The sequence below is a fragment of the Bradyrhizobium sp. AUGA SZCCT0283 genome (assembly GCF_018130385.1).
Lineage (GTDB): Bacteria > Pseudomonadota > Alphaproteobacteria > Rhizobiales > Xanthobacteraceae > Bradyrhizobium.
Window position 1 is genome coordinate 18,261 of sequence record NZ_JAFCLU010000046.1, and the last position, 22,778, is coordinate 41,038.

Below are 22,778 nucleotides of genomic sequence, written 5' to 3' on the forward strand. Positions count from 1 at the left end.
ACCTTTGACGCACCGCATTCTTATCGTTGACGACGACCTGCATATCCGTGAGGTCATCCGTGTAGCACTGAAGAAAGCCGGAATGACCGTCTTCGAGGCGCGCGACGGCAAGGAAGCATTGACCCGCTTTGCCGCCCACAGGCCGGATCTGATCATTCTGGATATCGGCATGCCGGAATTCGACGGCCTGGACGTCTGCCGCGAAATCAGAAAGTCCTCGGACGTTCCGATCCTTTTTCTCTCCGCTCGCGACGACGAGATCGATCGCGTGCTGGGTCTGGAGATCGGCGGTGATGACTATGTCACCAAGCCGTTCAGCCCGCGCGAACTCGTCGCCAGGGTGAACGTCATCCTGCGCCGCATGGCTTCGCGCACGCAGGATGCACAGGCGTCCATGGCCGCGCTGTCGCAAGGCAGGCTGTCCATCGACCCCGAACAGCATCTCGCCGAGTTTGCGGGCACCCCGCTCCGGCTCACGGCCATCGAGTTCGGAATCCTCAGAGCATTTCTGACACGGCCGACGCTCGTCTTCAGCCGCGAGCAGATCATGAGCGCCGCCTATCAGCTCAACATCCAGGTATCGGACCGCACCATCGACAGCCATATCCGCAATATCCGCGCCAAGCTGTCCGCCGTGAACTGCGACAATGTCATCGAAACCATTCACGGCGTCGGCTTCAAGCTTGGGCGATGCGAGTCGCAGGCATGATGCCCCGCACGGGTGAAAAATGGCGACCATCGGTGGGGCAGGTCATTTTTGCCGCGCTCGCCTCCGCGGCGACACTGCCACTGGTCGGGCTATTCTTCTTCCGCCTCTATGACAACCAGCTCATTCACCAAACCCAGGCCGAGCTGATCGCTCAAAGCCGGGTGCTCGCCGCGGTCTATGCGCGGGAAGTGGAAACCCGCCTCGGCGCCGGGATTACTCTCGGAGCTGAAATTCCGTCCGAGGCCCGGCCGGACCGGGAAGACCAGCTCACGCCGATCCGGCCTGCGCTCGATCTCGCCGCCGGCGGTGATCTGCTGCGACGGCGGCCGAACGCCCTGCCGGCAAATGCGCCCGCTTCGCCGCCCTATGTCGAGATCGGTGCGCGTCTGATGCCGATCATCCTGGAAACGCAGAAGGTCACGCTTGCTGGTTTCCGCCTCCTCGATCCCCGCGGCGTCGTGATAGCCGGCCGCGACGAGGTCGGCCAATCGCTCGCCCATATCGAGGAAGTAGCCACAGCGCTTCAGGGACAATACCGGGCAGCCTTGCGGATTCGCAAGCCCGACAAGCCGCCTCCTCCGATCTACTCGATCAGCCGCGGCGTCGGTGTCCACGTGTTCTCTGCAATGCCTGTCATCGTCAACAACCGCGTCGCGGGCGTCGTCTATACATCGAGGACGCCGAGCAACATCTTTGACCATCTCTACCAGGAGCGCGGCAAGTTTATCCTGGCGGGACTTGCGGTCATTTTCGCGACCGTCATTATCGGCCTGGTTTTCTCCCGAACCATCACCCGCCCGATGCGCGAGCTGGTCGATCGCGCCGCGCGCATCAGCCGCGGCGATCGCGACGCATTTCTGCCGCTCGCCAATTACGGCACGCGCGAGTTCGCCCAATTGTCGCACAGCTTCCTCGACATGGCCGAGCAATTGGCGCGGCGGTCGGACTACATCGCGACCTTTTCAGCGCACCTCACCCATGAATTGAAGTCGCCGCTGACATCGATCAAGGGTGCCGCTGAACTGCTGCTGGATTCGCTGCAAAGCAAATCCGACAATCTTACCCGGATGGAACAGAAGAACTTCATATCCAACATTCTGGGCGACACGGGGCGCCTGGAGGCCATGACCCAGCGGTTGCGCGAACTGGCCCGCGCCGAAACCGCGCCGCAGAACGAGCAAACCGAATTGTCACAGGTTGTCGGAGGGTTGAAAAGCCGCTTCCCGACACGAGCAATCGAGGCAACCGGAAGCCTCGAGCGCCCAATCGGCATGTCCAGCGAAAAAGCGCTGATCGTGTTGTCGCATCTGACCGACAACGCCATCCGTCACAACGCGAAGGCTGTGCGACTGGAAGCGATCGAGGAAGCTGGATCCGTCAGGATGACGGTCAGTAATGATGGCGATCCGATATCCGAAGCGAACCGGGAGAAGATTTTCGACGCGTTCTTCACGACGCGCCGCGACACCGGCGGCACGGGAATGGGGCTCTCGATCGTCCAGGCGGTCATGACCAGCCATGGTGGATCAATCCGGCTTTTGCCGTCGAACGAAGGCGTTACGTTCGAGTTGCAGTTTCCGACTGCTTAAAGCCCTACCGTCAAACGCGCTCGATAATAATAGCCGGCGCCATGCCGCCGGCGGCGCACATCGTTACCAGCCCCCGCTTGAGGTCGCGCCGCTCCAACTCGTCGAGCACGGTACCGATCAGGATCGAGCCGGTCGCACCGATGGGATGGCCGAGCGCGATCGAGCCGCCATTGACGTTGACCTTCTCACGGTCGAGCTTGAGATCCCTGATGAACTTTTCGGCGACGACAGCGAACGCTTCATTGATTTCGAACAGGTCGATATCGTCGAGCGTGAGTCCGGCCTTGGCCAGCACCTTGCGGGCGGCCGGTACCGGCGCGTTCAGCATCAGGGTTGGCGAGTCCCCCATATTCGCCATCGCGACGACGCGGGCACGCGGCTTCAGGCCATGGGCTTTTGCGTAACTCGGCGACGCCAGCAGGATCGCCGCCGAGCCATCGACGACGCCGGAGGAATTGCCGGCGTGATGCATAAAGTTGATGTCGAGGTCGGGATATTTGTCGAGGATGAGTTTGCGGTAGGTCGTGCCCTTGTCGTCGAGCGGATAATCCGCAATCGCCGGGAAGGCCGCCTTCAGGCCGGCCAGACCTTCGAGCGTGGTCTGCGGCCGCGGATATTCTTCACGATCGAGCGCGAGGCTGCCGTCTTCGCGGTAGACCGGCACGAGGCTCTTGTCGAAATGGCGACCCTTGATGGCGGCCGCCGCCCGCTTCTGGCTTTCGAGGCCGAGTTCATCGACATCCTGCCGCGTGATGCCTTCCAGCGTCGCCACCGCATCGGCGCAGACGCCCTGATGCGACTGCGGATGCCGGGCACGCAGGCGAAGGTTGCCGTTGTCCATCATGAACGGCCCCTCGCCGCGACGCCCTTCCATCGACATCATCTCGGTGCCGCCGGCGATCACGAGATCCTCGGAACCCGACATGATCGAGCTGGCCGCCATGTTGACGCTGGTAATGCCGGACCCGCAAAATCGATCCAGCGTCACCGCGCTGGCGCGCACGTCATAGCCGGCATCGAGCGCCGACATCCGTCCGAGGTCGCCGCTTTGCTCGCCGCGTTGCGAGCTGGTGCCCCAGATGATGTCATCGACATCGGCGGTATTGATGCCGGTGCGGTCGGCCAGCGCGCGCAATACCGTGGCGCCGAGCTGCTGCGGATGGATGCCCGACAAGGCGCCCTTGCCGGCCTTGCCGATGCCCCGCGGCGTCCTGCATGCGTCGATGATCAGCGCGTCAACCATGGAATTTTCCTCAAGTATATCGATCGGCCGCATTTGCCGCCGACCAAGCTATAAAGTCAATCTGATCAAGTCGGGTTCGCAGTCCGGTTCGTAGCCCGGATGAGCGCAGCGAAATCCGGGGCCTTCTTGCGCATTCGACCCGGATATCGCTTCGCTCATCCGGGCTCCAAGATTTTCGCTACCGTCCCCGCAGTGCCAGAATTTTCTCCGCGGCGCGCAGATGTGGCTTGTCGATCATCTTGCCGTCGATCTTCACCACTCCTGAAGTCGGATTGTCGTTGAACGCCTTGACCACCTTCTCCGACCAGGCGATTTCTTCATCTGTCGGCATGAAGGCGGCATTGACGACGTCGACATGCTTGGGATGGATGACAGCCTTGGCCAGAAAACCATCCTGACGTGCGGCAATGGCCTCCTCCCTCAGGGCGTCGAGATCGTTGATATCGGTCGCAATCGTGTCGATGGCGACGACGCCGGCTGCGGCTGCACTGATCAGGCAGAGGTCGCGCGCCAACAGGAACGGTCCATGGAAGCGGCCGCCGGTGCGGTTCCGCGATGCGCCGAGCGAGGCCGCGAGATCCTCGGCGCCCCACATCATGCCCCATAGCCGCGGGCTCATGTTTTCGAAATCGAGCAGCTTGAGGACGGCCCTCGCCGTCTCCGTCGCCACGGTCACGATTCTCGTAGAGCCATGTTCGATCCCCGCGGCGGCCTCGAAGGCATCGAGATATAGCGAAAGCCGGTTGACGTCGGCGGCGCCGGCGCATTTCGGCAGCACGATGCCGTCGGGCCGGCCCGGCATCACGGCCGCGAGGTCGCCAAGCGTCATGTCCGTGTCGAGCGCATTGACGCGGACGTATATCTGCTGGTTCCGATTCCGGGCGTCGAGCATCTCGCGCACGGTGCGGCGCGCACCGACCTTTTCGTCCGGCGCAATCGAATCCTCGAGGTCGAGGATCAGCGCGTCGGCCGCGGTCTTCTTGGCGTTTTCGAACTTGCGTAGGCTATCGCCGGGAACGAACAGGAATGATCGCATCAGCTTAGACCTTCGGTTTGCAATGCATCAGACCGGTCCGGCGGCAGCTTGCCACCACCTCGCCGCGCTGATTGGTCATGGTGTGCTCGAATTCCACAATCCCCTGGTTCGGCCGTGATTTGCTTTCACGCTTGGAGATAATCTTGGTGTGGGCCTTGAGCGTATCGCCGTGGAACACCGGTTTTGGAAACTTGACGTCGGTCATGCCCAGATTGCCGATCGTGGTGCCGAGCGTCGTATCGTAGACGCTCATGCCGATCATGATGCCGAGCGTATAGAGGCTGTTGAACAGCCGCTGACCGAATTCGGTATTTTCGGAGAAATGCGCATCGATATGGAGCGGTTGCGGGTTCATAGTCAGCAGGCTGAACAGCGTGTTGTCCATCTCGGTCACGGTCCTGGAGAATTCATGATGAAACTCCCGGCCGACCTCGAACTCCTCAAAATACAATCCAGCCATCAGCGCCCCCTGTAGTTTGGCGTCCGCTTTTCGACGAACGCATTCAAGCCTTCCTGACAATCTTCCGTCGTTGCGACGAGCGCAAAACTCTCGGCCGCGTTTTCGACCGAGCGGCGGAAATCGGCGTCGACCGCCCGCATGAAGGCATCGCGCCCGATCTTCATGACAATGGGAGATTTGGCAGCGAGCTTGCCCGCGACCTCACGCGCGCGGTCCAGCGCGGTGCCCTTCGGCACCACCTCGCTCAGCAATCCCATGCGAAAGGCTGTCGCGGCATCGAAGGGCTCGCCCAGGAACAATGGTCCGAAAGCCTGGTGCTTGCCGACGAGCCGCGGCAGTTGCACGAAGTGAATGGCCGGGATCAGGCCGACATCGATCTCGGGATAACCGAAGGTACAGGCGTCGCCCGCGATGATCATGTCGCAGGAAATCGCGATCGTCATGCCGCCGGCGCGCACCGCGCCGTCGACGGCGGCGATGGTCGGCTTGCCCATGCGATACTGGGTATCGTTGAGCGCGAAATACAGCCGTTCGAGGAATTTCTTGGTCTCAATCCCTGGCTTGCCCCGGACGATGTCCAGATCGAGCCCAGCGCAAAACACTTTGTGTGCGCTGCCGATGATGACGGCGCGTACCGCTTCGTCGTCCCCCGCCTTCGAAAGCGCCGCCAGCAGCGCATCGATCAGGTCCATGCTGAGCGCATTGACTGGCCCACGATCGAGCATGATTTCGGCAATATTGCCCGAGGCGAAATAACGAACGAGATCGGTACTCATGCCGTGCCTCCCCTGGCCTGACGCACCGCGCCGGCCTTGACCAGATCGTCGATGGCGCCACGCTCGAAACCCGCTTCCAGCAGCACCTCGTGACTGTCCTGGCCTATATCAGGCGCAGGACGCAAGTCATCCTCCGAGAAGCTCGCAATGCCCGGCGTCCGCGGGGAGTACACCGGCCCTACGCCCGGCGTCTGCTGGCAGACCGCGGCCCGGGTCGCCTCGACATGGACGTTGCGCAGCCATTCTCCGGGATTGAGGATCCGTTCCGCAATGAGATCGGCGGCATGCAACCGCGACAGCCAGATATCCGTCGGCTGCGTCGCAAACACCTCCCGCAACTGCGGGATCAACGCATCCACGGCATCCGCACGCCGGGCAAAATCCGCAAAACGCGGATCGCTGGCGAGATCGTCGCGACCGATTGCCGTGCACAGCCGCTTGTATTGCGGCTCGTTCACCAGCGTGACCATCATCCAGCCGTCGGCAGTCTGATAGGAGCCCGCCGGAACGTTAAGCGCGCGCGGCGCACCGCCCTCCAGAATATGTTCGGCGACCTTGTGACCAAGCAAGGCAGACGTCGACTGGCAGAGGTTGACGTCGATCCAGCGCCCGGTTCCGACGGTCGCGCGTGCAAACAGCGTCGTCGCGATCGCCTGGAAGGCATAGACGCCGGTGACGACGTCGGAGATCGTGGTGCCGACCCGATGCGGGGTCCCGTCATTGCCGGCATTGATCGACACCAGGCCGGAGAACGCCTGTGCGACGGAATCGGAGCCGGGCCGTTTCGAATAGGGACCGCTTTGGCCGAAGGCGCTGACCGAGAGATAGATCAGGCCGGGATTGTCGCGTGATAACTCCTCGTAGCCAATCCCCAGCCGGGCGGCGACGCCTGGCCTAAAGCCTTCGATCAGGACATCGCAATCCCTGGCGAGCCGCCTCGCGATGGCGATCCCGTCCTTGTGCTTCATGTCGAGGCAAAGGCTGCGCTTGCCACGATTATAGACCGCCGACAGCGTGGTATGGCTGCCATAGGTCGTGCCCAGAAATCGCGACCAATCGCCCTCCGGTGGCTCGACCTTAATGACATCGGCTCCGTAGACGCCGAGCAGCATCGCGCAATAGGGCGAGGCAATGCCCTGCCCGAAATCCAGCACACGCAGGCCGCGATACGGCGCCTCATGCGTCGGCGATAGCTTGCGTTCAATGGCCATTTCGTCCCTCGGTCGGGCCGAAAGCTACAGCGCGAGGTAGCGCTGACGAATGTTATCGTTGGCTTTCAGCTCTTCGATCCCGGATGTGTAGACGATCTGGCCCTTGTCGATAACCGTCGCGTGGCTCGCAAGGCCAAGGCAAAAATGCATGTTCTGCTCGGCGATCAGCACCGTCGCCCCGGTGCCGCGAAGCTGCCGCAGCAATTCTCCGATCCGTTGCACGATGATCGGCGCCAGCCCTTCGCTCGGCTCGTCCAGCAGCAGCAGTGCCGGATTGCCCATCAGCGTGCGCGCAATCGCCAACATCTGCTGTTCGCCACCCGACAGCCGTCCCGCAATCCGGTGCCGCAGCGGCTCCAGCAGTGGAAACACATCGTAAATGCGCCGGATCGACCACTCGTCCTCGCCATTTGGGCCCTTCTTGGCACCGATGACCAGATTGTCCTCGACCGTGTGCTCCGGAAAGATCTGGCGATCCTCCGGCACGAAGCCGAGACCGGCGCGCGCGATATGATGCGGCTTCAGGCCGGACACTACTTTGCCGCGCAAAGTGACTTTGCCGCGGCGTGCGGGAGCGAGCCCCATGATCGCCTTCATGGTGGTCGTCTTGCCGGCGCCGTTGCGGCCGAGCAGCGCCATGGTTTCGCCCTGCCGGACCGACAGGCCAACGCCGAACAGGATCTGGCTGGTGCCGTAATAGACGTCGAGATCCTCGACCTGTACGACCGGCTGCGCACTCATATCGCGACTCCGGCGTGATGTTCGGTGCCGAGATAGGCCTCGATGACGGCCTCGTTGCCGCGGATCGCATCCGGCGTGCCGGTTGCAAGAATGCGCCCATAGCACAGCACTACGATCTCGGGCGCGATCTTGAACACGATATCCATGTCGTGCTCGATGAATACCACCGTGATCTTTTGCGTCTCCCAGAGCTCTTTCACCTTGTCGATCATCCGCCAGCGCTCTTCGGTGCCCATGCCAGCAGTGGGCTCATCGAGCAGCAGCACTTTTGGATCGAGCACGAGCGCCAGTGCGATATCGAGCAGTTTCTGGTCGCCATGCGACAGCGTCGCCGCGGTGCGGTTCCGCTTGCCGGCCAATCCCAGCAACTCCATCGCATGCTCGGCACGATCGCGGGTTTCGGCCAACGGGAAGCGCCGGTGCAACACGCTGGCGCGGCGTTGATCGGCGCAGACGGCGGCGAGCATGGTCTCCTCTACCGTCAGCGACGGAAAAATGCTGGCAACCTGAAACGCCCGGCCGATACCGTAGCGCACGATCTCGGGAGGCGAACGCCCGGCCATGTCAACGCCGTTCAGCAGGATCTGGCCAGCGTCGGGCCTCAGCGCGCCGGTAATCAGGTTAAAGAACGTGCTCTTGCCGGCGCCGTTGGGACCGATCACGGCGGTGAGCGAACCATCGGCAAAATCGAGCGTGACATTGTCGGTCGCCTTGACGCCGCCGAACGATTTGGAAAGGGAGCGTATCTCCAGCATGGCTAGCCGCGCTCCCCCGTGCCGGCGCGGCGTCGCGCATACCACTCGACCACAAAATCCATCAGGCCTTTCCGCAGGCCGATGGCGAAGAACAGGATCACGATCCCGAGCACGATGCCGTAATATTCGGTCAACCGCGTCACGGTATCGTTGAGGATCAGCAGCAGCACGGTGCCGACCATGGGACCGAGAAACGTCGTGACGCCGCCGAGCATGTTGATGAAGATGCCCTCACCCGAGATCGTCCAGTAGGCGAACTCGGGATAGGCGCCCGACACGAACAGCGCCATGATGATGCCGCCGGTCGAGGCAAACAGTGCTGCCAGCACGAATATCGTGAGTTTTGCGCGCCAGACATCGATGCCGATGAAGCTGGCGCGGGTGGCGTTGTCGCGGATCATCCGCAAGGTATAGCCGAACGGCGATTGCGCGATCTGGCGCATCAGGAGAAGCCCGATCACCAGCAGCGCGCAACTCGTGATGTACAGATGCACATGGTTCGACAGGTCGATTCCCAGGAACGCCGGGCGTGGAATGCCGCCGCGCAGGCCCTGGTCGCCGCCGGTCAGCGACACCCAGGACAGAATCGTACTGTGGATCAGCATCTGGAACGCCAGCGTCACGAAGGCAAAATAGATTTCCTTCAGCCGCACGCAGATCGCGCCGATGGCGGCGGCGATCAGGGTGGTGATAACGAGCGTTGCAACGAACCCGACCGGCACCGGCAGGCCGGTGCGCTGCATGAGGAGGCCAAAGCCGTAGGCGCCGAGGCCAAAGAACATGCCATGTCCGAACGAGACCATACCGGTAAAGCCCACCAGCAGGTTGAGCGAGGTCGCGAATAGTCCAAAGGCCGAGCAGCGGATCACAAAATCGAGCAGCGCCTTGCTGCCGGTGAGCATCGGCAGGATCGCCAGCACGGCAAAGGCCACCAACGCGATCAGCACGTCGCGGTAGCGCGAGCGCTGCGATTGGGACTCGATCCGCGGCACCACGGCGGCCTGTTCGGCCTGCAGCTCGGTCATGCGACCTCCTTGCCGAACAGACCGGTGGGCCGCGACACCAGCACGATCACCATGAACAGGTACATCAGCCCTTCCGTGAACAAAGGAAAGCCGAGCGATCCGAACGAGCGGATCATGCCGATCAGGATTGCGCCGATCAGCGCGCCGAGGATCGAGCCCATGCCGCCGATCACGGTGACGATGAAGGATTCGATCAGGACCGAAAATCCCATGCCCGGCGTCAGCGAGCGCACTGGTGCGGCGAGCGCGCCGGCGAGACCCGCCAGCATGCCGCCGAGCGCGAACACCCCGCCATAAATCAATCCGGTGTTGATGCCGAGCGCGGAAACCATGCCCGGATTATGCGCAGCCGCCCGGATCACCTTGCCGATCCTCGTGCGCGCCAGCCCGAGCCCGAGAACCACGGCAACCACCAGCGCCACGCCGATCAGGAGCAGATAATACGGCGGCACCACGCCGCCGGCGATAAACAGCGGCGCTACCTGGAACGCCGCCGGCATGCCCATCGACTTGAATTCCGGACCCCATATCATCCGCACCACGTCATCGAAGATCAGCACGAAGGCGTAGCAGACCAGCAACTGCATCAGCACGTCGGAGCCATAAACCCGGCTCATGAACACGCGCTCGAAAATCAGGCCGAGCAACGCGGTGCCGGCCGCGCCGCACAGCATCGCCAGCGCAAAACTGCCGGTGAACTGATAGGCCGTCATCGCGAAATAGGCGCCGAACATATAAAAGGCGCCGTGGCTGAAATTCACGACCTTGAGCACGCCGAAGATCAGCGTCAGCCCGACGGCGACCAGAAACAGCAACATGCCGATGATGAAGCCGCTGGTGGTCTGCGTCACCAGACAGGCGGAACTGGCGAGACAGCCGGTAAGCGCATCGATATCCAAGGGAAGCATCCATTACAGCGCGCCGGAACGGGCGACGCGCGAAAAAACATTCGGCAGCGAACGGAGGCAGCTTACGCCACCTCCGTTATCGCCGGTCGATCAGGTGTAACCCTTGCTCTTCTTCCACTCGGCTTCGAGCTCGAATATCGTCTTCCAGTCTCCGGCCTGAACCTGCGGCACGTAGGGTTCCTGCGGGATCGTCGTTCCCCAGCCGATCGCATAGCCGACCAGAGTCTGGTCCTCGGCACGCATGGTGACGGTGCCGTCGGCGCCGAACGGGGACTTGATCTTCAGCCCGCGTAGCACCTCTGCAATCTTCTTGCCGTCGGCTGAATTCGCCTTCTTCGACGCTTCCGCCAGCAGCATGATCGCGGTGGCATTCTCCCACGACCAGTTGGTGGGATACTCGTTGTATTTCGCCTTGTAAGCGTCACCCCAAGCGGCGTTCTCCGGTGTTGCCGGATAGGTCTTGATGTAGCGGTTGCCGGAGTGAATGCCCTTCGGCAGGTTCTTCACCACTGTCAGCGCGGTGTAGTCGGCCATGTTGACCGCGAACACTTCCATTTGGCTGAACAGCGCGTAGATGTTGGCCTGATCGATATAGGACGTGAGGTCGCCGCCCCACAGGCAGGTATACAGCGCCTGCGGCTTGGCCTGCAGGATCTTCGTCACCACCTCGGTGTAGTCGGGCTGGAACAGCTTTGGCCAGGACTCGCTGATGATTTCGGTGTCGGGCGCGAAGCGCTTCAGGTACGTCACGTATTCGCCGGTGGTGTCGCGGCCATAGGCATAGTCGGGCGAACAGGTGGCCCATTTCTTCAGGCCCTTGGCTTTCGCAATCGCCGCTGCGTAGCTGCCGCCCACGATGGAGTCATGCACGCCCTGCCGCGCGGTGCGGAACGCATTAGGAATGTGCTGCTTGGGATCGGCCGTTAGCGCCGAGGTTTCCGAATTGGTGTGAATGCAGAGCACGCCGAGATCGCGCGCCACTTCATGCACCGCGAACGCGCCCGACGACGCTTCGGCGTCAATCAGGATTTCACATCCATCGGTATTGACGAGTTCGCGTGCGACGCGGGCGGCTTCCTGCGGCTGCCCCTTGGAATCGCGGATCACCATCTCGATCTGCCGTCCGGCCAAACCGCCGGCGGCATTGACCTTTTCGATTTCCAGCATCACCCCGTTGCGCGACGAGGTTCCGAGCTGCGCCACGCGTCCGGAGAGAATGGTCGGCATGCCGACCTTGATGGTCTTGGCTTGCGCGCGCGCCACCCAGGGCGTCGCAAATGTTACGGCCCCGGCGCCCATCATCGCCAACGTCGCACGTCGGCTTACGCCCGGTTTGCGGGTTCTCGTCATTGCTTCCTCCCTTTGGGGTTTGCGTTCCCAAATCCCTGCCGGAGGTCGTGTCGCCTCCGTGCAGGCTTGAGGATTTCAGAGCAAAGGGGGTGACGTCAAGCCAAAGATGAACTACGAGTCACAATTCATCTAGGGAGAGACGAGGCCGGAAACCGGCTTTTTGGGCGGATAATGATCAATCTATCCAGCTTTATCGCGTTTCATGCCCGGCGGACGCCGGATCGCTGTGCGCTGAAATATCGCGGCGAGGACGTCTCCTATGCCGAGTTCGACGCCCGTATCCGCCGGGTCGGCGGCTGGCTCGCCTCGCGCGGGATAGGCCCGGGCGACGTCGTCGCGGTGCTGATGAAGAACAGCACCGCCTTTCTCGAACTGGTATTTGCGACCAGCCATATCGGCGCGGTGTTTCTGCCGATCAATTATCGCCTGTCCGCCGACGAAGTTGGCTACATCGTCGGCAATTCCGGCGCGCGCATCCTGATTGCGGATGACGAGCTTGCAGGCATCGCGACCGGCGGCGCGCCAGTGATACTGCTCGACGAAGCCACACAATCCGACGCGACGCGCCTTGCGCCAGATATCGCGCCCGCCCCTGTTCATGTCAGGCAACCACGCGACCTGATGCGGCTGATGTACACGTCAGGCACTACGGACCGCCCCAAGGGCGTGATGCTGACTTACGAGAACATGTACTGGAAGTCGGCCGACCAGACGCTCGTGCTCGGGTTGAACGCCGACACGCGATTGCTGGTGGTCGGTCCGCTCTATCATGTCGGCGCGCTCGATCTGCCTGGGATTGCGGTGCTCTGGCACGGCGGCATGCTTTCGATCCACCGCAACTTCGAGCCTGAGCAGGCGCTCGCCGCAATCGAAGCGGAGAAACTCAATGCCGCATGGTTCGCGCCCGTGATGACGACCGCGATCCTCACCTGCCCGACCCGCGACCGCAACGATGTATCGAGCCTCCGATGGGCAATCGGCGGCGGTGAGAAGACCCCGGAAGCGCGCATTCGCGCCTTCTCCGATTATTTCAAGAACGCCCGCTATATCGACGCCTATGGCCTGACCGAAACTTGCGGCGGCGACACCTTCATGGAAGCTGGCCGCGAGATCGAGAAAATCGGCTCGACCGGCCGCGCCATTGCCCATGTCGAAATCGAAATCCGTGACGATGCCGGCCATCGCCTGCCGTCCGGCGAGAACGGAGAAATCTGCCTGCGCGGACCCAAGATCACGCAGGGCTACTGGAAGGATCCCGAAAAAACCGCGGCCGCGTTCTTCGGCGACTGGTTTCGTACCGGAGACGTCGGCTATCTCGATGAGGACGGCTTTCTCTACCTGACCGATCGCAAGAAGGACATGATCATTTCCGGCGGCGAGAATATCGCCTCCTCCGAAGTCGAGCGCGTCATCTACGAACTGCCGCAGGTGCGCGAAGTCGCTGTTGTCGGCATGCCCGACGAACGCTGGGGCGAGAAGCCCGTCGCGGTCGTGGTGCTGGGAGATGGCGCCACGCTGGATCTGCCTGCTCTCGCCGACCACTGCCGCGCGCGCCTGGCAGGCTTCAAGGTGCCGAAGCAACTGATCATCCGCGACAGCCTGCCGCGCAACCCTTCCGGAAAAGTCCTCAAGCGCGTGCTGCGCGCCGAACTGGAATCCCACGCATGACGCAATCATCGCAAGCCGCCTCCGGCAAAGCGGCAAAACTCAACCGTGTCGAGCGCAACGCCTGGACCAAGCGCAGGATATTCGATGCCGCCACCAAGGTCGTCGGCAAACACGGTTACGCCGAGGCGTCCGTCGCCCGCATCACCGAGGAAGCCGGTGTCGCCCAAGGCACGTTCTACAATCACTTCGAGAACCGCCAGGAACTGCTCGATCAATTGCTGCCGAAGATCGGCACCGACATGGTTTACTTCATCCGCGAGCGCACCGGAAACGCACACGCGGCAAGGCAGGAAATCGAACGCTTCAGCGCCTTCTTCGATTTCATCCGCGAGGTGCCGGAATTTCTGCGCATCCTCAACGAGGCCGAATATTTCGCGCCGATCGGCTATCAGAAGCATCTCGACAATATCGCAACCGCCTATGTCCGCATCCTCCGGCGCGCCCGTCAGGCCGGCGCGATCGTTGATTATAGCGACGAGGAGTTCGAAGCCATCGTCCACATGCTGATGGGCGCGCGCGGCTACCTCAGCCGCCGCTACTCCTACGTTGGCGGCAGCGTCACGGCAGCGCCCGAGCATGTCATCTCCGCCTACCGAAAGCTGGTGACGCGCGGCCTGTTCACACCGGAAAAAGGCAATAGCCATGACCGCTGAGGGTATCGTCCTCGTTACCGGCGGCAGCCGCGGCATTGGTGCGGCAACCGCGGCGCTCTTGGCCGAGCAAGGCCGGCGCGTGGTGATATCAGACATCGCGCCGGAGCCGCTGGCGGCAACGAAAACGATCCTCTGGCCGGCCCCATTCGACGTCGCGAGCGAAAGCGCCGTCGTCAGCGGCATCGCCGATATCGAGGCCGCGCACGGCCCGATCGCCGGCCTGGTTAACGCCGCCGGCGTCTTCGGCAAGATGTACCGGATCGAGCGCGTGCGAATGGATCAATGGGACCGCGAGGTCAACATCGATCTGCGCGGCACGTTTCTGGTCGCCCGCAGCGTCGGCGTGAAGATGGCCGAGCGCCGGCACGGCGCGATCGTCAATGTCGCTTCCGTTGCCGGCATGACATCAGGTCCGATCCATGCCTACACGGCTGCGAAAGCCGGCGTCATTCAGATCACGCAGACGCTGGCCGCCGAATGGGGCCGCAGTGGCGTACGCGTCAACGCGGTCTCGCCGGGCTTTACCCGCACTGCCATGCTGGAAGCCGGTATCGCCTCCGGGGCACTGAACAGGAAATGGCTGGAAAGTCCGACCGCAATGAACCGGCTGGTCGAGCCGGTCGAGGTCGCGCACGCAATCGCGTGGCTGCTTTCGCCCATGAGCAGTGGCGTCACCGGAATAAATCTACCCGTCGACGCTGGATACATCGCAGGCACCACCTGGGCCGCCTATGGCGGCCTGCCGGAAGCACCGGACGCGCAATGAGGATACGAGCATGAATATCGAGCTACCGCGCAAGAAACTCGATCTGGCATCGGCCATCGCCGAGGGCGATATCCGTGTGCTGCTGATGGTGCTGGTCCACATGACCGGCGACGAGCGCTGGCTGGAGCCGCCCTACAAGCCCAAGCGCGACGTCCGCCTGATTCCAGACCCGCAAGCCGGCATGCCCAAGGAAATCCAGGCCGAAATCCGCGCTGCCGTGCTGAAGCTGTTCGAGAACGGGGAGCCGAAGCCGGTCATCACCGACCCCGGCAATGAGTTGATGCTGAAGATGATGCGCGCGACGCTCGGCGAGAACGTCACGCCGGAATATGCGCCATTGATGCGCGAGGAAATGGGTTTCATTCCCCGGGAGGCACGCTGGACCAAACCGCCTTCCGGTGAGAAGCTGGCGCAGCAACATGTCTTGATCGTCGGTGCCGGCGTCTGCGCCATCGCGCTGGGCGTTGCGCTTGGCCGGCTCGGCATCCCCTACACCATCGTCGAGAAAAACGACGAACTCGGCGGCACCTGGTACGTCAACCGCTATCCCGGCTGCGGCGTCGATACGCCTAACCATTCCTATTCCTTCTCGTTCGGCGCGCGAAATCCGTGGACGCGCTACTTCGCCCAGCGCCAGGAGTTGCTCGATTACCTCAAGAAGGTCGCGCTCGAATACGACATCCGCAAACATCTCCGCCTCAACACCGAACTGACGTCGTCGCGCTGGGACGAGAGTAAGCGGCGCTGGATCTCCACGTTGAAGACCGCCGATGGTGAGGAGATCGTTGAATCGACCACGCTGGTCAGCGCCATCGGCCAACTTAACGACCCCTCGCCCGCGCACTTCAAGGGCGAGGAGGATTTCAAGGGTGAGATGCTGCACTCAGCCTTGTGGTCCGATGATATCAAGCTCGACGGCAAGCATATCGCCGTCATCGGCACCGGCGCGACCGCCATGCAACTGGTGCCGTCGATCGCCGACCGCGTCGCGTCCGTCACGGTCTATCAGCGGACCGCACAATGGGCGCGCCCCGTGGCAGGCTATTCCGATCCCATCGCCGAAGGCGCACGGTGGCTGCTCGCGTATTTGCCGTTTTACGTGCAGTGGTATCGCTTCAACATGTTCTGGCGCTACGGCGATGGCCTGTTGCCGTTTCTGCGCAAGGACCCGGAATGGCCGCATCCGGAGCGTGCCGTCAACAAGGGCAACGACCGGCATCGCGAAGAGCTGACGGAATTCATCCTGTCCGAATTGAAGGACCGTCCCGACCTGATCGAGAAATGCGTGCCGACCTATCCGCCCTACGGCAAGCGCATCCTGCTCGACAATAACTGGTTCAAGACGCTGACGAAGCCGAATGTCGAACTGGTCACCGACAAGATCGATCATTTTGCAAGCGACGGCATCGTTGCTTCGGACGGCAAATTGCGGCCGGCCGATGTCATCGTGATTTCGACGGGCTTCAAGGTGACGGAGATGGCGGCACGGCTCAACATCAGCGGGCGTGACGGAAAGAATCTCAGAACGGCGTGGGCCAACGATAACCCGACGGCCTATCTCGGCCTCACCGTGCCGGACTTTCCGAATTTCTTCGTGATGCTCGGTCCCAATTCAGGCCCCGCGCATGGCGGCAGCGTGATCTTCCAGTCGGAATGCCAGAGCCGCTACATCTCAGCTTGCCTCGTCGAAATGATGAAGCGTGATATCGCCGCGATCGATGTTCGCCCCGAGGCGCACGATCAATACATTCGGAAAGTGGATGCCGAGCATGAGCAGTTGATTTGGACTCACCCGGGCATGACCACCTATTACCGCAACGGCCAGGGCCGGGTTTTCTCGGCGATGCCATGGCGATTCGTGGACTACTGGGCCATGACCCACGATCCCGATTTACGCGATTACCGGCAGACCAAAGTCTGACATTTGTTCCCCCGGAACCGGTGCATGTATGCCGATGGGATAGCTTGACACCCGCCCGCATCTGCCGCACCATTTCCGTGCTGCACCTGATGGAGCCACGGAGCGTTTGGCTCCCTGCTTCGCAGGCATTGACGTCCGCGGTCATATGATCAAGGCGGCACGCAGCGGGTGCGGACGAAAGTCCGTCGGCCAACTCTTGAGGAGGAGCATGACGCCACCGGATCAGACTGGTGACCTTGCTCATCGCAAGGTCGGGGTGCGGTCGAGGTCATAAGCAGCTGCCAGCCTCATTGCACCTTCAACAATTCGAACATATCCGCGGGACTGGAGCGCAAAGGCCACGCGCTGCCGGATCCTGAGATCACACTGGTGTCTACCAGAAATCCTTCGCCTATAACGAAGATGTCGGGCCCCGCGATGCTCTTATGCACCGGGGCCCATTCGTTTTTGCAATGGCAACCCGCGCCGCATGGTTCCATGCTCCGATCGGATCGGATCCCGATCCGGTCGAACAAGGACACGCCATGGATAGACCGCGCGTACGAATCTACACCGATTATAAGAGCCCCTACGCCTTCGTCGCCAACAAGCGGCTGTTCGAACTCGAGGAAGCTCATGGCGTCGAGCTCGAATGGCTGCCCTACACGCTGCGCATTCCCGAATTCATGGGCACGGTGGAAGAGCGCACGCCGCATTTCTGGCGCAAGGTGCGTTACGCCTACATGGACGCGCGCCGTTATGCCAACGCGCAGGGCCTCACCATGAAGGGGCCACGGCGCATCTATGATGCTTTCTATTCCAGCGCCGGCATGCTGTTCGCACAGCGCCATGGCTTGTTCCGCCCCTATCACGACACAGTATTCCGGCGCTTCTGGAATCATGATCTCGAAATCGACGAGCTGTCGGACATTTCAGGCGTCATCGCGTCGGTCGGCGGTTCGGCCGAGGAATTCGAGGCCTACGTCCGCGGTCCGGCGCGGGCGGAGCACGACCGCATCATCGATGAAGCGGAAGCGCTCGGTGTGTTCGGCGTGCCGACCATGGTCTTCAACGGCGAATTGTTCTGGGGCGGCGATCGCATCGACATGCTGATCGAGCGCATCCAGAACCCGGCGTCGATCGCAACGTCGCTGGGCAGCCGTCACCGCAAGTAAGACCGCCTCGTGCTTTCAGCTACTGCTAGCCAAATGCTGCCAGCACCCGGTGCGCTCCAGCACCGGCCGCAACACAGCCCGGCTGTCCGCGTCGAGCGCTGAAAACTTGTCGCGAAGCTGCTGCAGGCACTTCACCTGATATTTGAACGGCGCCAGCGCATAAGGCAGGCCCCAAACAATCATCTCCAGCCGCTCCACGCCTTTCGCAAACGCTCCTGCATTGGCGACCAGGAACGGCAGATAGAGTTCGCCTGATATCCTCAACAACGCCTCGACCATGCCGCCGAGCGCGCGTTCGCGCGGATACCACTCGCCCTCCACGCCCGAGGCATCGTCCAGCCGCCGCACCCAGTGATCGGTGAATGGCGCTTTCGCGCGCATGATCCGCATCGGCGTCGGATCGGTCGCCATCTCGCTGAGCTGGCCGAACCAGGCGAAATCGGCGAGCGACGGCCGGCTGCCGAACAGATAATTGGTCATGCCGACGTGCGGCTCGAACGCCGCGAGCACCCGCAAGTAGCTCTCCTCCAGCAGCGGCTTGTTTTCCGCTGTCGCGCCGAGAATGACCATGCGCGAAATCTGCCGCTCGCGGAATTGCTCGATCTCTTCCGGGCTGCCGGTTTCGGCCTCCGACACCGACCACTCCTCGGCGGCCCAGCGCGAGACATAGGCCTGATCTTCCGGATCCCACCAGCGATAGAGAAACAGCGGCTTCACCGCCCATTCGTCGGCGAGGTCTTCCAGGAGATCGCAAATAAACGCGACTGCCTTGTCATCGGGAATGACGGAACGTTCCTTGTGACGGTTCTCCAGATCGTAAGCCAGCGTCGTGGTCTCGCCGCGATAGGTCCCATCAGGATACTGCAGCACCGGAATCAGATTGGGCCGCAAATGTTCGGTCGCTTTCCGCAGCGCCTTGGTCATGATCACCCAGTCGAACGGAATCCTCCGGTAGCGGAGCAGCGCGCGCAGCTTGATGGCGTAGGGCGACGCGGTTGAGCCGATCAGCCGATAGCGTCCTTCGGTCATGGCATTCACCTCGCCCCGAGCCATAGCGCATTCGAATTTCACCCGCCAGACCTGCAATAACGCCTGCGGCCCTCGCCTTGCGGCGCAGCGAAATTTGCCGCTATCCTGCCGGCAAATGATCGGCCCCAGCGGGCTGGATAATTCCTCTCTGCGGAGAAACGTCCATGAATCCTCCCGTCAGCTCGCCCGCCGTCAAAGTCATGAAATCCGTCCGTGAACAGGTGAGCCCGGAGGAATGGCAGGCGCGGGTCGATCTCGCGGCCTGCTATCGTCTCACCGCGATGTACGGCATGACCGAGATGGTGGCCAACCACATCTCCTGCCGGGTGCCGGGGACAACCGACCAATTCCTGATCAACCCTTACGGCATGCTTTACGAAGAGATCGACGCTTCCAGCCTGATCAAGCTCGATGTCGAAGGCAACACGCTGTTCAATGCATCCGACTATGACATCAACGTCGCCGGCTTCGTGATTCACAGCGCCATCCATATGGCCAAGCACGACATGGATTGCGTGGCGCATACGCACACGCCGGCCGGTATGGCCGTCTCGGCGATGGAATGCGGATTGTTGCCGCTGGCGCAGACCTCGATGCGGTTTCTCCACATCGCCTATCACGATTTCGAAGGCATCGCCGACAATGTCGACGAGCGCGAGCGGCTGGTGAGAGACCTCGGGGACAATGAAGCCATGATCTTGCGCAACCACGGCCTGCTCGTCGTCGGCCGTACCGTGCCGGCAGCGTTCAATGTGCTGTTTCGTCTCGAGCGCGCCTGCCAGGTGCAGGTCATGGCGTTGTCCTGCAACACCAAGCTGATCTACCCGCCGCAGAGCATCCTCGAAGACACCTATGAGAGAATGCAGCCGAAACCCGGCCGGAGCACCCGTAACGGCGAACTCGCCTGGCCGGCGCTGCTGCGCAAGCTCGATCGCACCGATCCGTCGTATCGGAACTGAAGTCCGCCTCGTCAGGCACGTCCGCCCCCGCACGATCTTTGGGCGGAGCCTGCCTGTAATTTGATCGCACATCCCGTCGCTAAATCGCCGATGCTGATATCAGGCGTGGCGACAGGTGCGTCCGATGAAGACATTCATTCGCGTGGTTGAATTGTGGGTGCCCGACCGAACCCGCACGCGGCTGGAATTCGGCGGCTGTCTTTGCAGCGAGGAGTATTCGGAGTTCAAGGCGGTCAGCGAAAACGCCCTGTTCGCCTATGACGAAGGCCTTCCGGGCAAGGCCTGGGCCTCCGGCCATCCCGTCATCCTCACGGAATTCGCAAACTCCTACTTCAAGCGCACCGACGAGGCGATCGAAGCCGGCTTGACCTGCGGCGTGGCGCTGCCGGTCTTCGCCGGCGAATTCCTGATGGCCGTGATGGTGCTGTTCTGTGGCGACGACGAAAAGCACGTCGGCGCCATCGAGCTCTGGCACAACGATCCGGAAAAGTCGCACGAGATGGGCCTGGTCGACGGCTATTACGGCACCGCCGATATGTTCGAATTCAATTCGCGGCACACGAAGTTCCCGCGCGGGTTCGGCCTGCCCGGCCGTGCCTGGAAAGCCGGCATGCCGCTCATCATCAAGGACCTGCACAACGCCAAGAGTTTCCTGCGCTGGGAGGAAGCGAGCGAAATCGGGATCAATTGCGGCGTCGGCATTCCCTACACGACGCCGCCGGATCAGACCTGGGTCATGACCTTCCTGTCGGCGCAGGCAACGCCGATCGCGAGACGCTTTGAAATCTGGGTGCCGAACCCGTCGCGAACGGAGCTGGTGTTTCATTCCGGCGACTGCAGCAAGAATGCCGATCTGGCCTCGCTTTACGCGTCAAAAACGATCCGCAAGGGCGAAGGCAGCATCGGCGGCGCCTGGGCGACGGGCATGCCCGCCATCAACGAGCATCTGAAGGTCGATGAATCGATCGCGGCGCAGTTGGCGCGCGCCGCCGGCATGAATCAGATCGTCGTTCTGCCGGTGATTGAGAATGCCCTGCTCAAGGCCGTGCTCGCCTGGTATCTCTGAACGGCCGCGCAACTGATCAGGAGACAGGCGGCTGCCGCAGCGTCCTGAAATAGTTTCGCACCTCTCCGACGAACAGATCGGGCTGCTCGAATGCCGCGAAATGACCGCCCTTCGGCATTTCGCTCCAGTGCTGGATATTCGTGTAGCTCGCGTCCATCCACTTTCGCACCGGCGTGACGATCTCCTTGGGGAAGACGGCGACGCCCGTCGGTATCGTCACCTTGAACGGCGTGCGGCGCTTCGGCCCGAAACTCTCCCAATAAAGACGCGCGGATGACGCGGCGGTCGCCGTCACCCAATAGAGCATGACGTTGTCGAGCAACTCGTCGCGGCCAAGGATGTTCTCGGGGTGGCCGTCGCAATCGGTCCAGGCCCAGAACTTTTCCAGAATCCATGCGGCCTGCCCGCTCGGCGAATCCGTCAAGCCGTATCCGAGTGTCTGTGGCCGGGTCGATTGCTGCTTGGAATAGCCGGAATCCCAGTCGGCGTAATATTCAATTCCCTTCAGCGCCCGCGCTTCCTCGGGCGTCGGCTGCCCTTCCACGCTGGGCCGCGTCGACATCGCCAACGTGATGTGAATGCCGGCGCAATGCTCGGCGTCCTGCGCGCCGAGTGCGGTGGTGACCGCCGACCCCCAGTCGCCGCCTTGCGCGCCATAGCGCGAATATCCAAGGCGATCCATCAACACCGCCCAACTTGACGCGATGCGACCAACGCCCCAGCCGGTTGTCTTCGGCTTCTCAGAAAAGCCGAAGCCGGGTAGCGACGGGCAAACGACATGAAATGCGTCGGCGGCGTTGCCGCCGTGCGCGGTCGGATCGGTCAAGGGCTCGATCACCTTGTGAAACTCGACCACGGAGCCCGGCCAGCCATGCGTGATGACCAGCGGCATCGCTTCCGGGTGCGGCGAGCGGACGTGCAGGAAATGAATGTCGAGCCCGTCGATTTCGGTGGTGAACTGCGCAAAGCGATTGAGCCGCGCCTCGCGCCCGCGCCAATCGTACTCTTCGGCCCAGTAGCCGCAGACGTCCTTGATCCATTTCAGCGGCGCGCCCTGGCTCCAGTCCTCGACCAGTTCGGCTTCCGGCCAGCGCGTGTTGCGCAGCCGCGATTTGAGATCGTCGAGAACGTCGTCGCCGATCGAAATGCGATAAGGTTTGATGTCAGCGCTCATAAATGCCCCTTTTTAAAGCCCAGCCGGAGCTGCCGGGACGGATCTCACAGGCGAAAATCATCGTCGCAGATGAGGCTGATATCAAGGGATCGGAGGAAGTACCGACTTTCGCGCTTGGGGACTTCGGAACTGTCACAAGCCGCGGCAGGCTAGCATCCCGTTCACACGGCGTGCTCGCGCTTGCCGGGCCGAACAGCCGTCCGCGGGATTTGGCAAGATCGGCTACGCGCCTCTACAGTCCTCCATTTGATGACGACTACAACCATCCGTTCGGCTGCCGGCAAATCCCCCAACCCACCCTTCAAGGTAAGTTAAGGATCTTATTAGCTCGAAAGAAGTCATGGTCCGGTGCAAAACGCCAACATGAAGAGACGTAATACCCGGCTTGCCATGGCTGCGGCATGGATCGCAGTCATAGCGATCGCCTATGCAACGCTGACGCATGTCAGCTTTGTCTATGCCATCTACTTCAAGCTCTCGCCGTTCTTGATGCGCCCGGCGATGCAAAGTACGCATACGACGAAGACCGCCTGATTGACGCATGCGCGGGGGCGTGGCTAGCTCTATGATGGCGTTGCGCGAAGG

The 22,778-nt window shown here is 62.0% G+C and carries 22 protein-coding genes; 10 read left to right on the plus strand and 12 right to left on the minus strand.

From position 1 onward, the window contains the following. Nucleotides 1–4: 4 nt before the first annotated feature. Nucleotides 5–709, plus strand: coding sequence for a response regulator transcription factor (locus JQ624_RS34860; protein WP_212423414.1), 705 nt, complete (start codon nt 5–7; stop codon nt 707–709). Then, nucleotides 709–2,298 (plus strand): ATP-binding protein, encoded by a 1,590-nt coding sequence (locus JQ624_RS34865; RefSeq protein ID WP_212423435.1) that lies wholly within the window; start codon nt 709–711, stop codon nt 2,296–2,298. The genes JQ624_RS34860 and JQ624_RS34865 overlap by 1 nt, the downstream gene beginning before the upstream one ends. A gap of 10 nt (nt 2,299–2,308) precedes the next feature. Here JQ624_RS34865 and JQ624_RS34870 read toward each other — a convergent pair whose 3' ends face one another. The 10 genes from JQ624_RS34870 to JQ624_RS34915 all read right to left on the minus strand — a co-directional run bounded on the left by JQ624_RS34870 (nt 2,309) and on the right by JQ624_RS34915 (nt 11,803). After that, entirely contained in the window at nt 2,309–3,541 is a 1,233-nt protein-coding gene (locus JQ624_RS34870) for an acetyl-CoA C-acetyltransferase (protein WP_212423415.1), read from the minus strand. 178 nt (nt 3,542–3,719) lie between these two features. Beyond that, nucleotides 3,720–4,577, minus strand: coding sequence for a CoA ester lyase (locus JQ624_RS34875; RefSeq protein WP_212423416.1), 858 nt, complete (start codon nt 4,575–4,577; stop codon nt 3,720–3,722). A gap of 4 nt (nt 4,578–4,581) precedes the next feature. After that, on the minus strand, nt 4,582–5,037 hold the full coding sequence (locus JQ624_RS34880) for a MaoC family dehydratase (RefSeq protein ID WP_212423417.1): 456 nt from the start codon (nt 5,035–5,037) through the stop codon (nt 4,582–4,584). Next, nucleotides 5,037–5,813, minus strand: coding sequence for an enoyl-CoA hydratase/isomerase family protein (locus tag JQ624_RS34885; RefSeq protein WP_212423418.1), 777 nt, complete (start codon nt 5,811–5,813; stop codon nt 5,037–5,039). Before JQ624_RS34885 ends, JQ624_RS34880 begins: the two co-directional genes overlap by 1 nt. Next, nucleotides 5,810–7,024 (minus strand): CaiB/BaiF CoA-transferase family protein, encoded by a 1,215-nt coding sequence (locus tag JQ624_RS34890; protein ID WP_212423419.1) that lies wholly within the window; start codon nt 7,022–7,024, stop codon nt 5,810–5,812. Before JQ624_RS34890 ends, JQ624_RS34885 begins: the two co-directional genes overlap by 4 nt. A 24-nt stretch (nt 7,025–7,048) precedes the next feature. Continuing rightward, complete coding sequence (locus tag JQ624_RS34895; RefSeq protein ID WP_212423420.1) at nt 7,049–7,765, minus strand: ABC transporter ATP-binding protein; 717 nt, start codon at nt 7,763–7,765, stop codon at nt 7,049–7,051. Continuing rightward, nucleotides 7,762–8,520: an ABC transporter ATP-binding protein gene (locus tag JQ624_RS34900; RefSeq protein WP_212423421.1), complete on the minus strand. Its 759-nt coding sequence runs from the start codon at nt 8,518–8,520 to the stop codon at nt 7,762–7,764. Before JQ624_RS34900 ends, JQ624_RS34895 begins: the two co-directional genes overlap by 4 nt. A gap of 2 nt (nt 8,521–8,522) precedes the next feature. After that, nucleotides 8,523–9,545 carry a branched-chain amino acid ABC transporter permease gene (locus tag JQ624_RS34905; RefSeq protein ID WP_212423422.1) on the minus strand — a complete coding sequence of 341 codons (1,023 nt, stop codon included), beginning with the start codon at nt 9,543–9,545 and terminating at the stop codon, nt 8,523–8,525. Next, nucleotides 9,542–10,444 carry a branched-chain amino acid ABC transporter permease gene (locus tag JQ624_RS34910; protein WP_212423423.1) on the minus strand — a complete coding sequence of 301 codons (903 nt, stop codon included), beginning with the start codon at nt 10,442–10,444 and terminating at the stop codon, nt 9,542–9,544. Before JQ624_RS34910 ends, JQ624_RS34905 begins: the two co-directional genes overlap by 4 nt. A gap of 99 nt (nt 10,445–10,543) precedes the next feature. Further along, the gene (locus JQ624_RS34915; protein WP_212423424.1) at nt 10,544–11,803 is read right to left on the minus strand and encodes an ABC transporter substrate-binding protein; all 1,260 of its coding nucleotides are present in this window, start codon (nt 11,801–11,803) and stop codon (nt 10,544–10,546) included. A gap of 171 nt (nt 11,804–11,974) precedes the next feature. On the opposite strand from JQ624_RS34915, the gene JQ624_RS34920 reads away from it, so the two are divergent. The 5 genes from JQ624_RS34920 (at nt 11,975) to JQ624_RS34940 (ending at nt 17,965) form a co-directional block, all read left to right on the plus strand. Beyond that, a complete protein-coding gene (locus tag JQ624_RS34920; protein WP_212423425.1) occupies nt 11,975–13,471 on the plus strand; it encodes an AMP-binding protein in 1,497 nt (498 codons plus the stop codon). After that, nucleotides 13,468–14,124 (plus strand): TetR/AcrR family transcriptional regulator, encoded by a 657-nt coding sequence (locus JQ624_RS34925; protein ID WP_212423426.1) that lies wholly within the window; start codon nt 13,468–13,470, stop codon nt 14,122–14,124. The genes JQ624_RS34920 and JQ624_RS34925 overlap by 4 nt, the downstream gene beginning before the upstream one ends. After that, nucleotides 14,114–14,890, plus strand: a complete 777-nt coding sequence (locus tag JQ624_RS34930; RefSeq protein ID WP_212423427.1) for an SDR family NAD(P)-dependent oxidoreductase — start codon at nt 14,114–14,116, stop codon at nt 14,888–14,890. Before JQ624_RS34925 ends, JQ624_RS34930 begins: the two co-directional genes overlap by 11 nt. Nucleotides 14,891–14,900: 10 nt before the next feature. Further along, a complete protein-coding gene (locus JQ624_RS34935) occupies nt 14,901–16,811 on the plus strand; it encodes an NAD(P)/FAD-dependent oxidoreductase (protein ID WP_212423428.1) in 1,911 nt (636 codons plus the stop codon). Between the two features lie 524 nt (nt 16,812–17,335). Further along, nucleotides 17,336–17,965 (plus strand): 2-hydroxychromene-2-carboxylate isomerase, encoded by a 630-nt coding sequence (locus tag JQ624_RS34940; protein ID WP_212423429.1) that lies wholly within the window; start codon nt 17,336–17,338, stop codon nt 17,963–17,965. 15 nt (nt 17,966–17,980) lie between these two features. Here JQ624_RS34940 and JQ624_RS34945 read toward each other — a convergent pair whose 3' ends face one another. Further along, nucleotides 17,981–18,994 (minus strand): glutathione S-transferase N-terminal domain-containing protein, encoded by a 1,014-nt coding sequence (locus tag JQ624_RS34945; protein WP_212423430.1) that lies wholly within the window; start codon nt 18,992–18,994, stop codon nt 17,981–17,983. A 164-nt stretch (nt 18,995–19,158) separates the two neighbouring features. On the opposite strand from JQ624_RS34945, the gene JQ624_RS34950 reads away from it, so the two are divergent. Then, nucleotides 19,159–19,953 (plus strand): class II aldolase/adducin family protein, encoded by a 795-nt coding sequence (locus JQ624_RS34950; RefSeq protein ID WP_212423431.1) that lies wholly within the window; start codon nt 19,159–19,161, stop codon nt 19,951–19,953. Nucleotides 19,954–20,077: 124 nt separating this feature from the next. Beyond that, on the plus strand, nt 20,078–21,019 hold the full coding sequence (locus JQ624_RS34955; RefSeq protein ID WP_212423432.1) for a GAF domain-containing protein: 942 nt from the start codon (nt 20,078–20,080) through the stop codon (nt 21,017–21,019). A 16-nt stretch (nt 21,020–21,035) separates the two neighbouring features. On the opposite strand, the gene JQ624_RS34960 is transcribed toward JQ624_RS34955, so the two are convergent. Further along, a complete protein-coding gene (locus tag JQ624_RS34960; RefSeq protein ID WP_212423433.1) occupies nt 21,036–22,193 on the minus strand; it encodes an epoxide hydrolase family protein in 1,158 nt (385 codons plus the stop codon). Between the two features lie 363 nt (nt 22,194–22,556). Here JQ624_RS34960 and JQ624_RS34965 point away from each other — a divergent pair, with 363 nt between their 5' ends. Beyond that, nucleotides 22,557–22,727, plus strand: a complete 171-nt coding sequence (locus JQ624_RS34965) for a hypothetical protein (RefSeq protein ID WP_212423434.1) — start codon at nt 22,557–22,559, stop codon at nt 22,725–22,727. Nucleotides 22,728–22,778: the final 51 nt, after the last annotated feature.

Excerpts from the sequence above, each read along its gene's own strand:
- JQ624_RS34865 (WP_212423435.1), top strand. The coding sequence starts at position 709 with ATGCCCCGCACGGGTGAAAAATGGCGACCATCGGTGGGGCAGGTCATT.
- JQ624_RS34870 (WP_212423415.1), bottom strand. The coding sequence starts at position 3,541 with ATGGTTGACGCGCTGATCATCGACGCATGCAGGACGCCGCGGGGCATC.
- JQ624_RS34875 (WP_212423416.1), bottom strand. The coding sequence starts at position 4,577 with ATGCGATCATTCCTGTTCGTTCCCGGCGATAGCCTACGCAAGTTCGAA.
- JQ624_RS34880 (WP_212423417.1), bottom strand. The coding sequence starts at position 5,037 with ATGGCTGGATTGTATTTTGAGGAGTTCGAGGTCGGCCGGGAGTTTCAT.
- JQ624_RS34885 (WP_212423418.1), bottom strand. The coding sequence starts at position 5,813 with ATGAGTACCGATCTCGTTCGTTATTTCGCCTCGGGCAATATTGCCGAA.
- JQ624_RS34890 (WP_212423419.1), bottom strand. The coding sequence starts at position 7,024 with ATGGCCATTGAACGCAAGCTATCGCCGACGCATGAGGCGCCGTATCGC.
- JQ624_RS34895 (WP_212423420.1), bottom strand. The coding sequence starts at position 7,765 with ATGAGTGCGCAGCCGGTCGTACAGGTCGAGGATCTCGACGTCTATTAC.
- JQ624_RS34900 (WP_212423421.1), bottom strand. The coding sequence starts at position 8,520 with ATGCTGGAGATACGCTCCCTTTCCAAATCGTTCGGCGGCGTCAAGGCG.
- JQ624_RS34905 (WP_212423422.1), bottom strand. The coding sequence starts at position 9,545 with ATGACCGAGCTGCAGGCCGAACAGGCCGCCGTGGTGCCGCGGATCGAG.
- JQ624_RS34915 (WP_212423424.1), bottom strand. The coding sequence starts at position 11,803 with ATGACGAGAACCCGCAAACCGGGCGTAAGCCGACGTGCGACGTTGGCG.
- JQ624_RS34920 (WP_212423425.1), top strand. The coding sequence starts at position 11,975 with ATGATCAATCTATCCAGCTTTATCGCGTTTCATGCCCGGCGGACGCCG.
- JQ624_RS34925 (WP_212423426.1), top strand. The coding sequence starts at position 13,468 with ATGACGCAATCATCGCAAGCCGCCTCCGGCAAAGCGGCAAAACTCAAC.
- JQ624_RS34930 (WP_212423427.1), top strand. The coding sequence starts at position 14,114 with ATGACCGCTGAGGGTATCGTCCTCGTTACCGGCGGCAGCCGCGGCATT.
- JQ624_RS34935 (WP_212423428.1), top strand. The coding sequence starts at position 14,901 with ATGAATATCGAGCTACCGCGCAAGAAACTCGATCTGGCATCGGCCATC.
- JQ624_RS34940 (WP_212423429.1), top strand. The coding sequence starts at position 17,336 with ATGGATAGACCGCGCGTACGAATCTACACCGATTATAAGAGCCCCTAC.
- JQ624_RS34945 (WP_212423430.1), bottom strand. The coding sequence starts at position 18,994 with ATGACCGAAGGACGCTATCGGCTGATCGGCTCAACCGCGTCGCCCTAC.
- JQ624_RS34950 (WP_212423431.1), top strand. The coding sequence starts at position 19,159 with ATGAATCCTCCCGTCAGCTCGCCCGCCGTCAAAGTCATGAAATCCGTC.
- JQ624_RS34955 (WP_212423432.1), top strand. The coding sequence starts at position 20,078 with ATGAAGACATTCATTCGCGTGGTTGAATTGTGGGTGCCCGACCGAACC.
- JQ624_RS34960 (WP_212423433.1), bottom strand. The coding sequence starts at position 22,193 with ATGAGCGCTGACATCAAACCTTATCGCATTTCGATCGGCGACGACGTT.
- JQ624_RS34965 (WP_212423434.1), top strand. The coding sequence starts at position 22,557 with ATGAAGAGACGTAATACCCGGCTTGCCATGGCTGCGGCATGGATCGCA.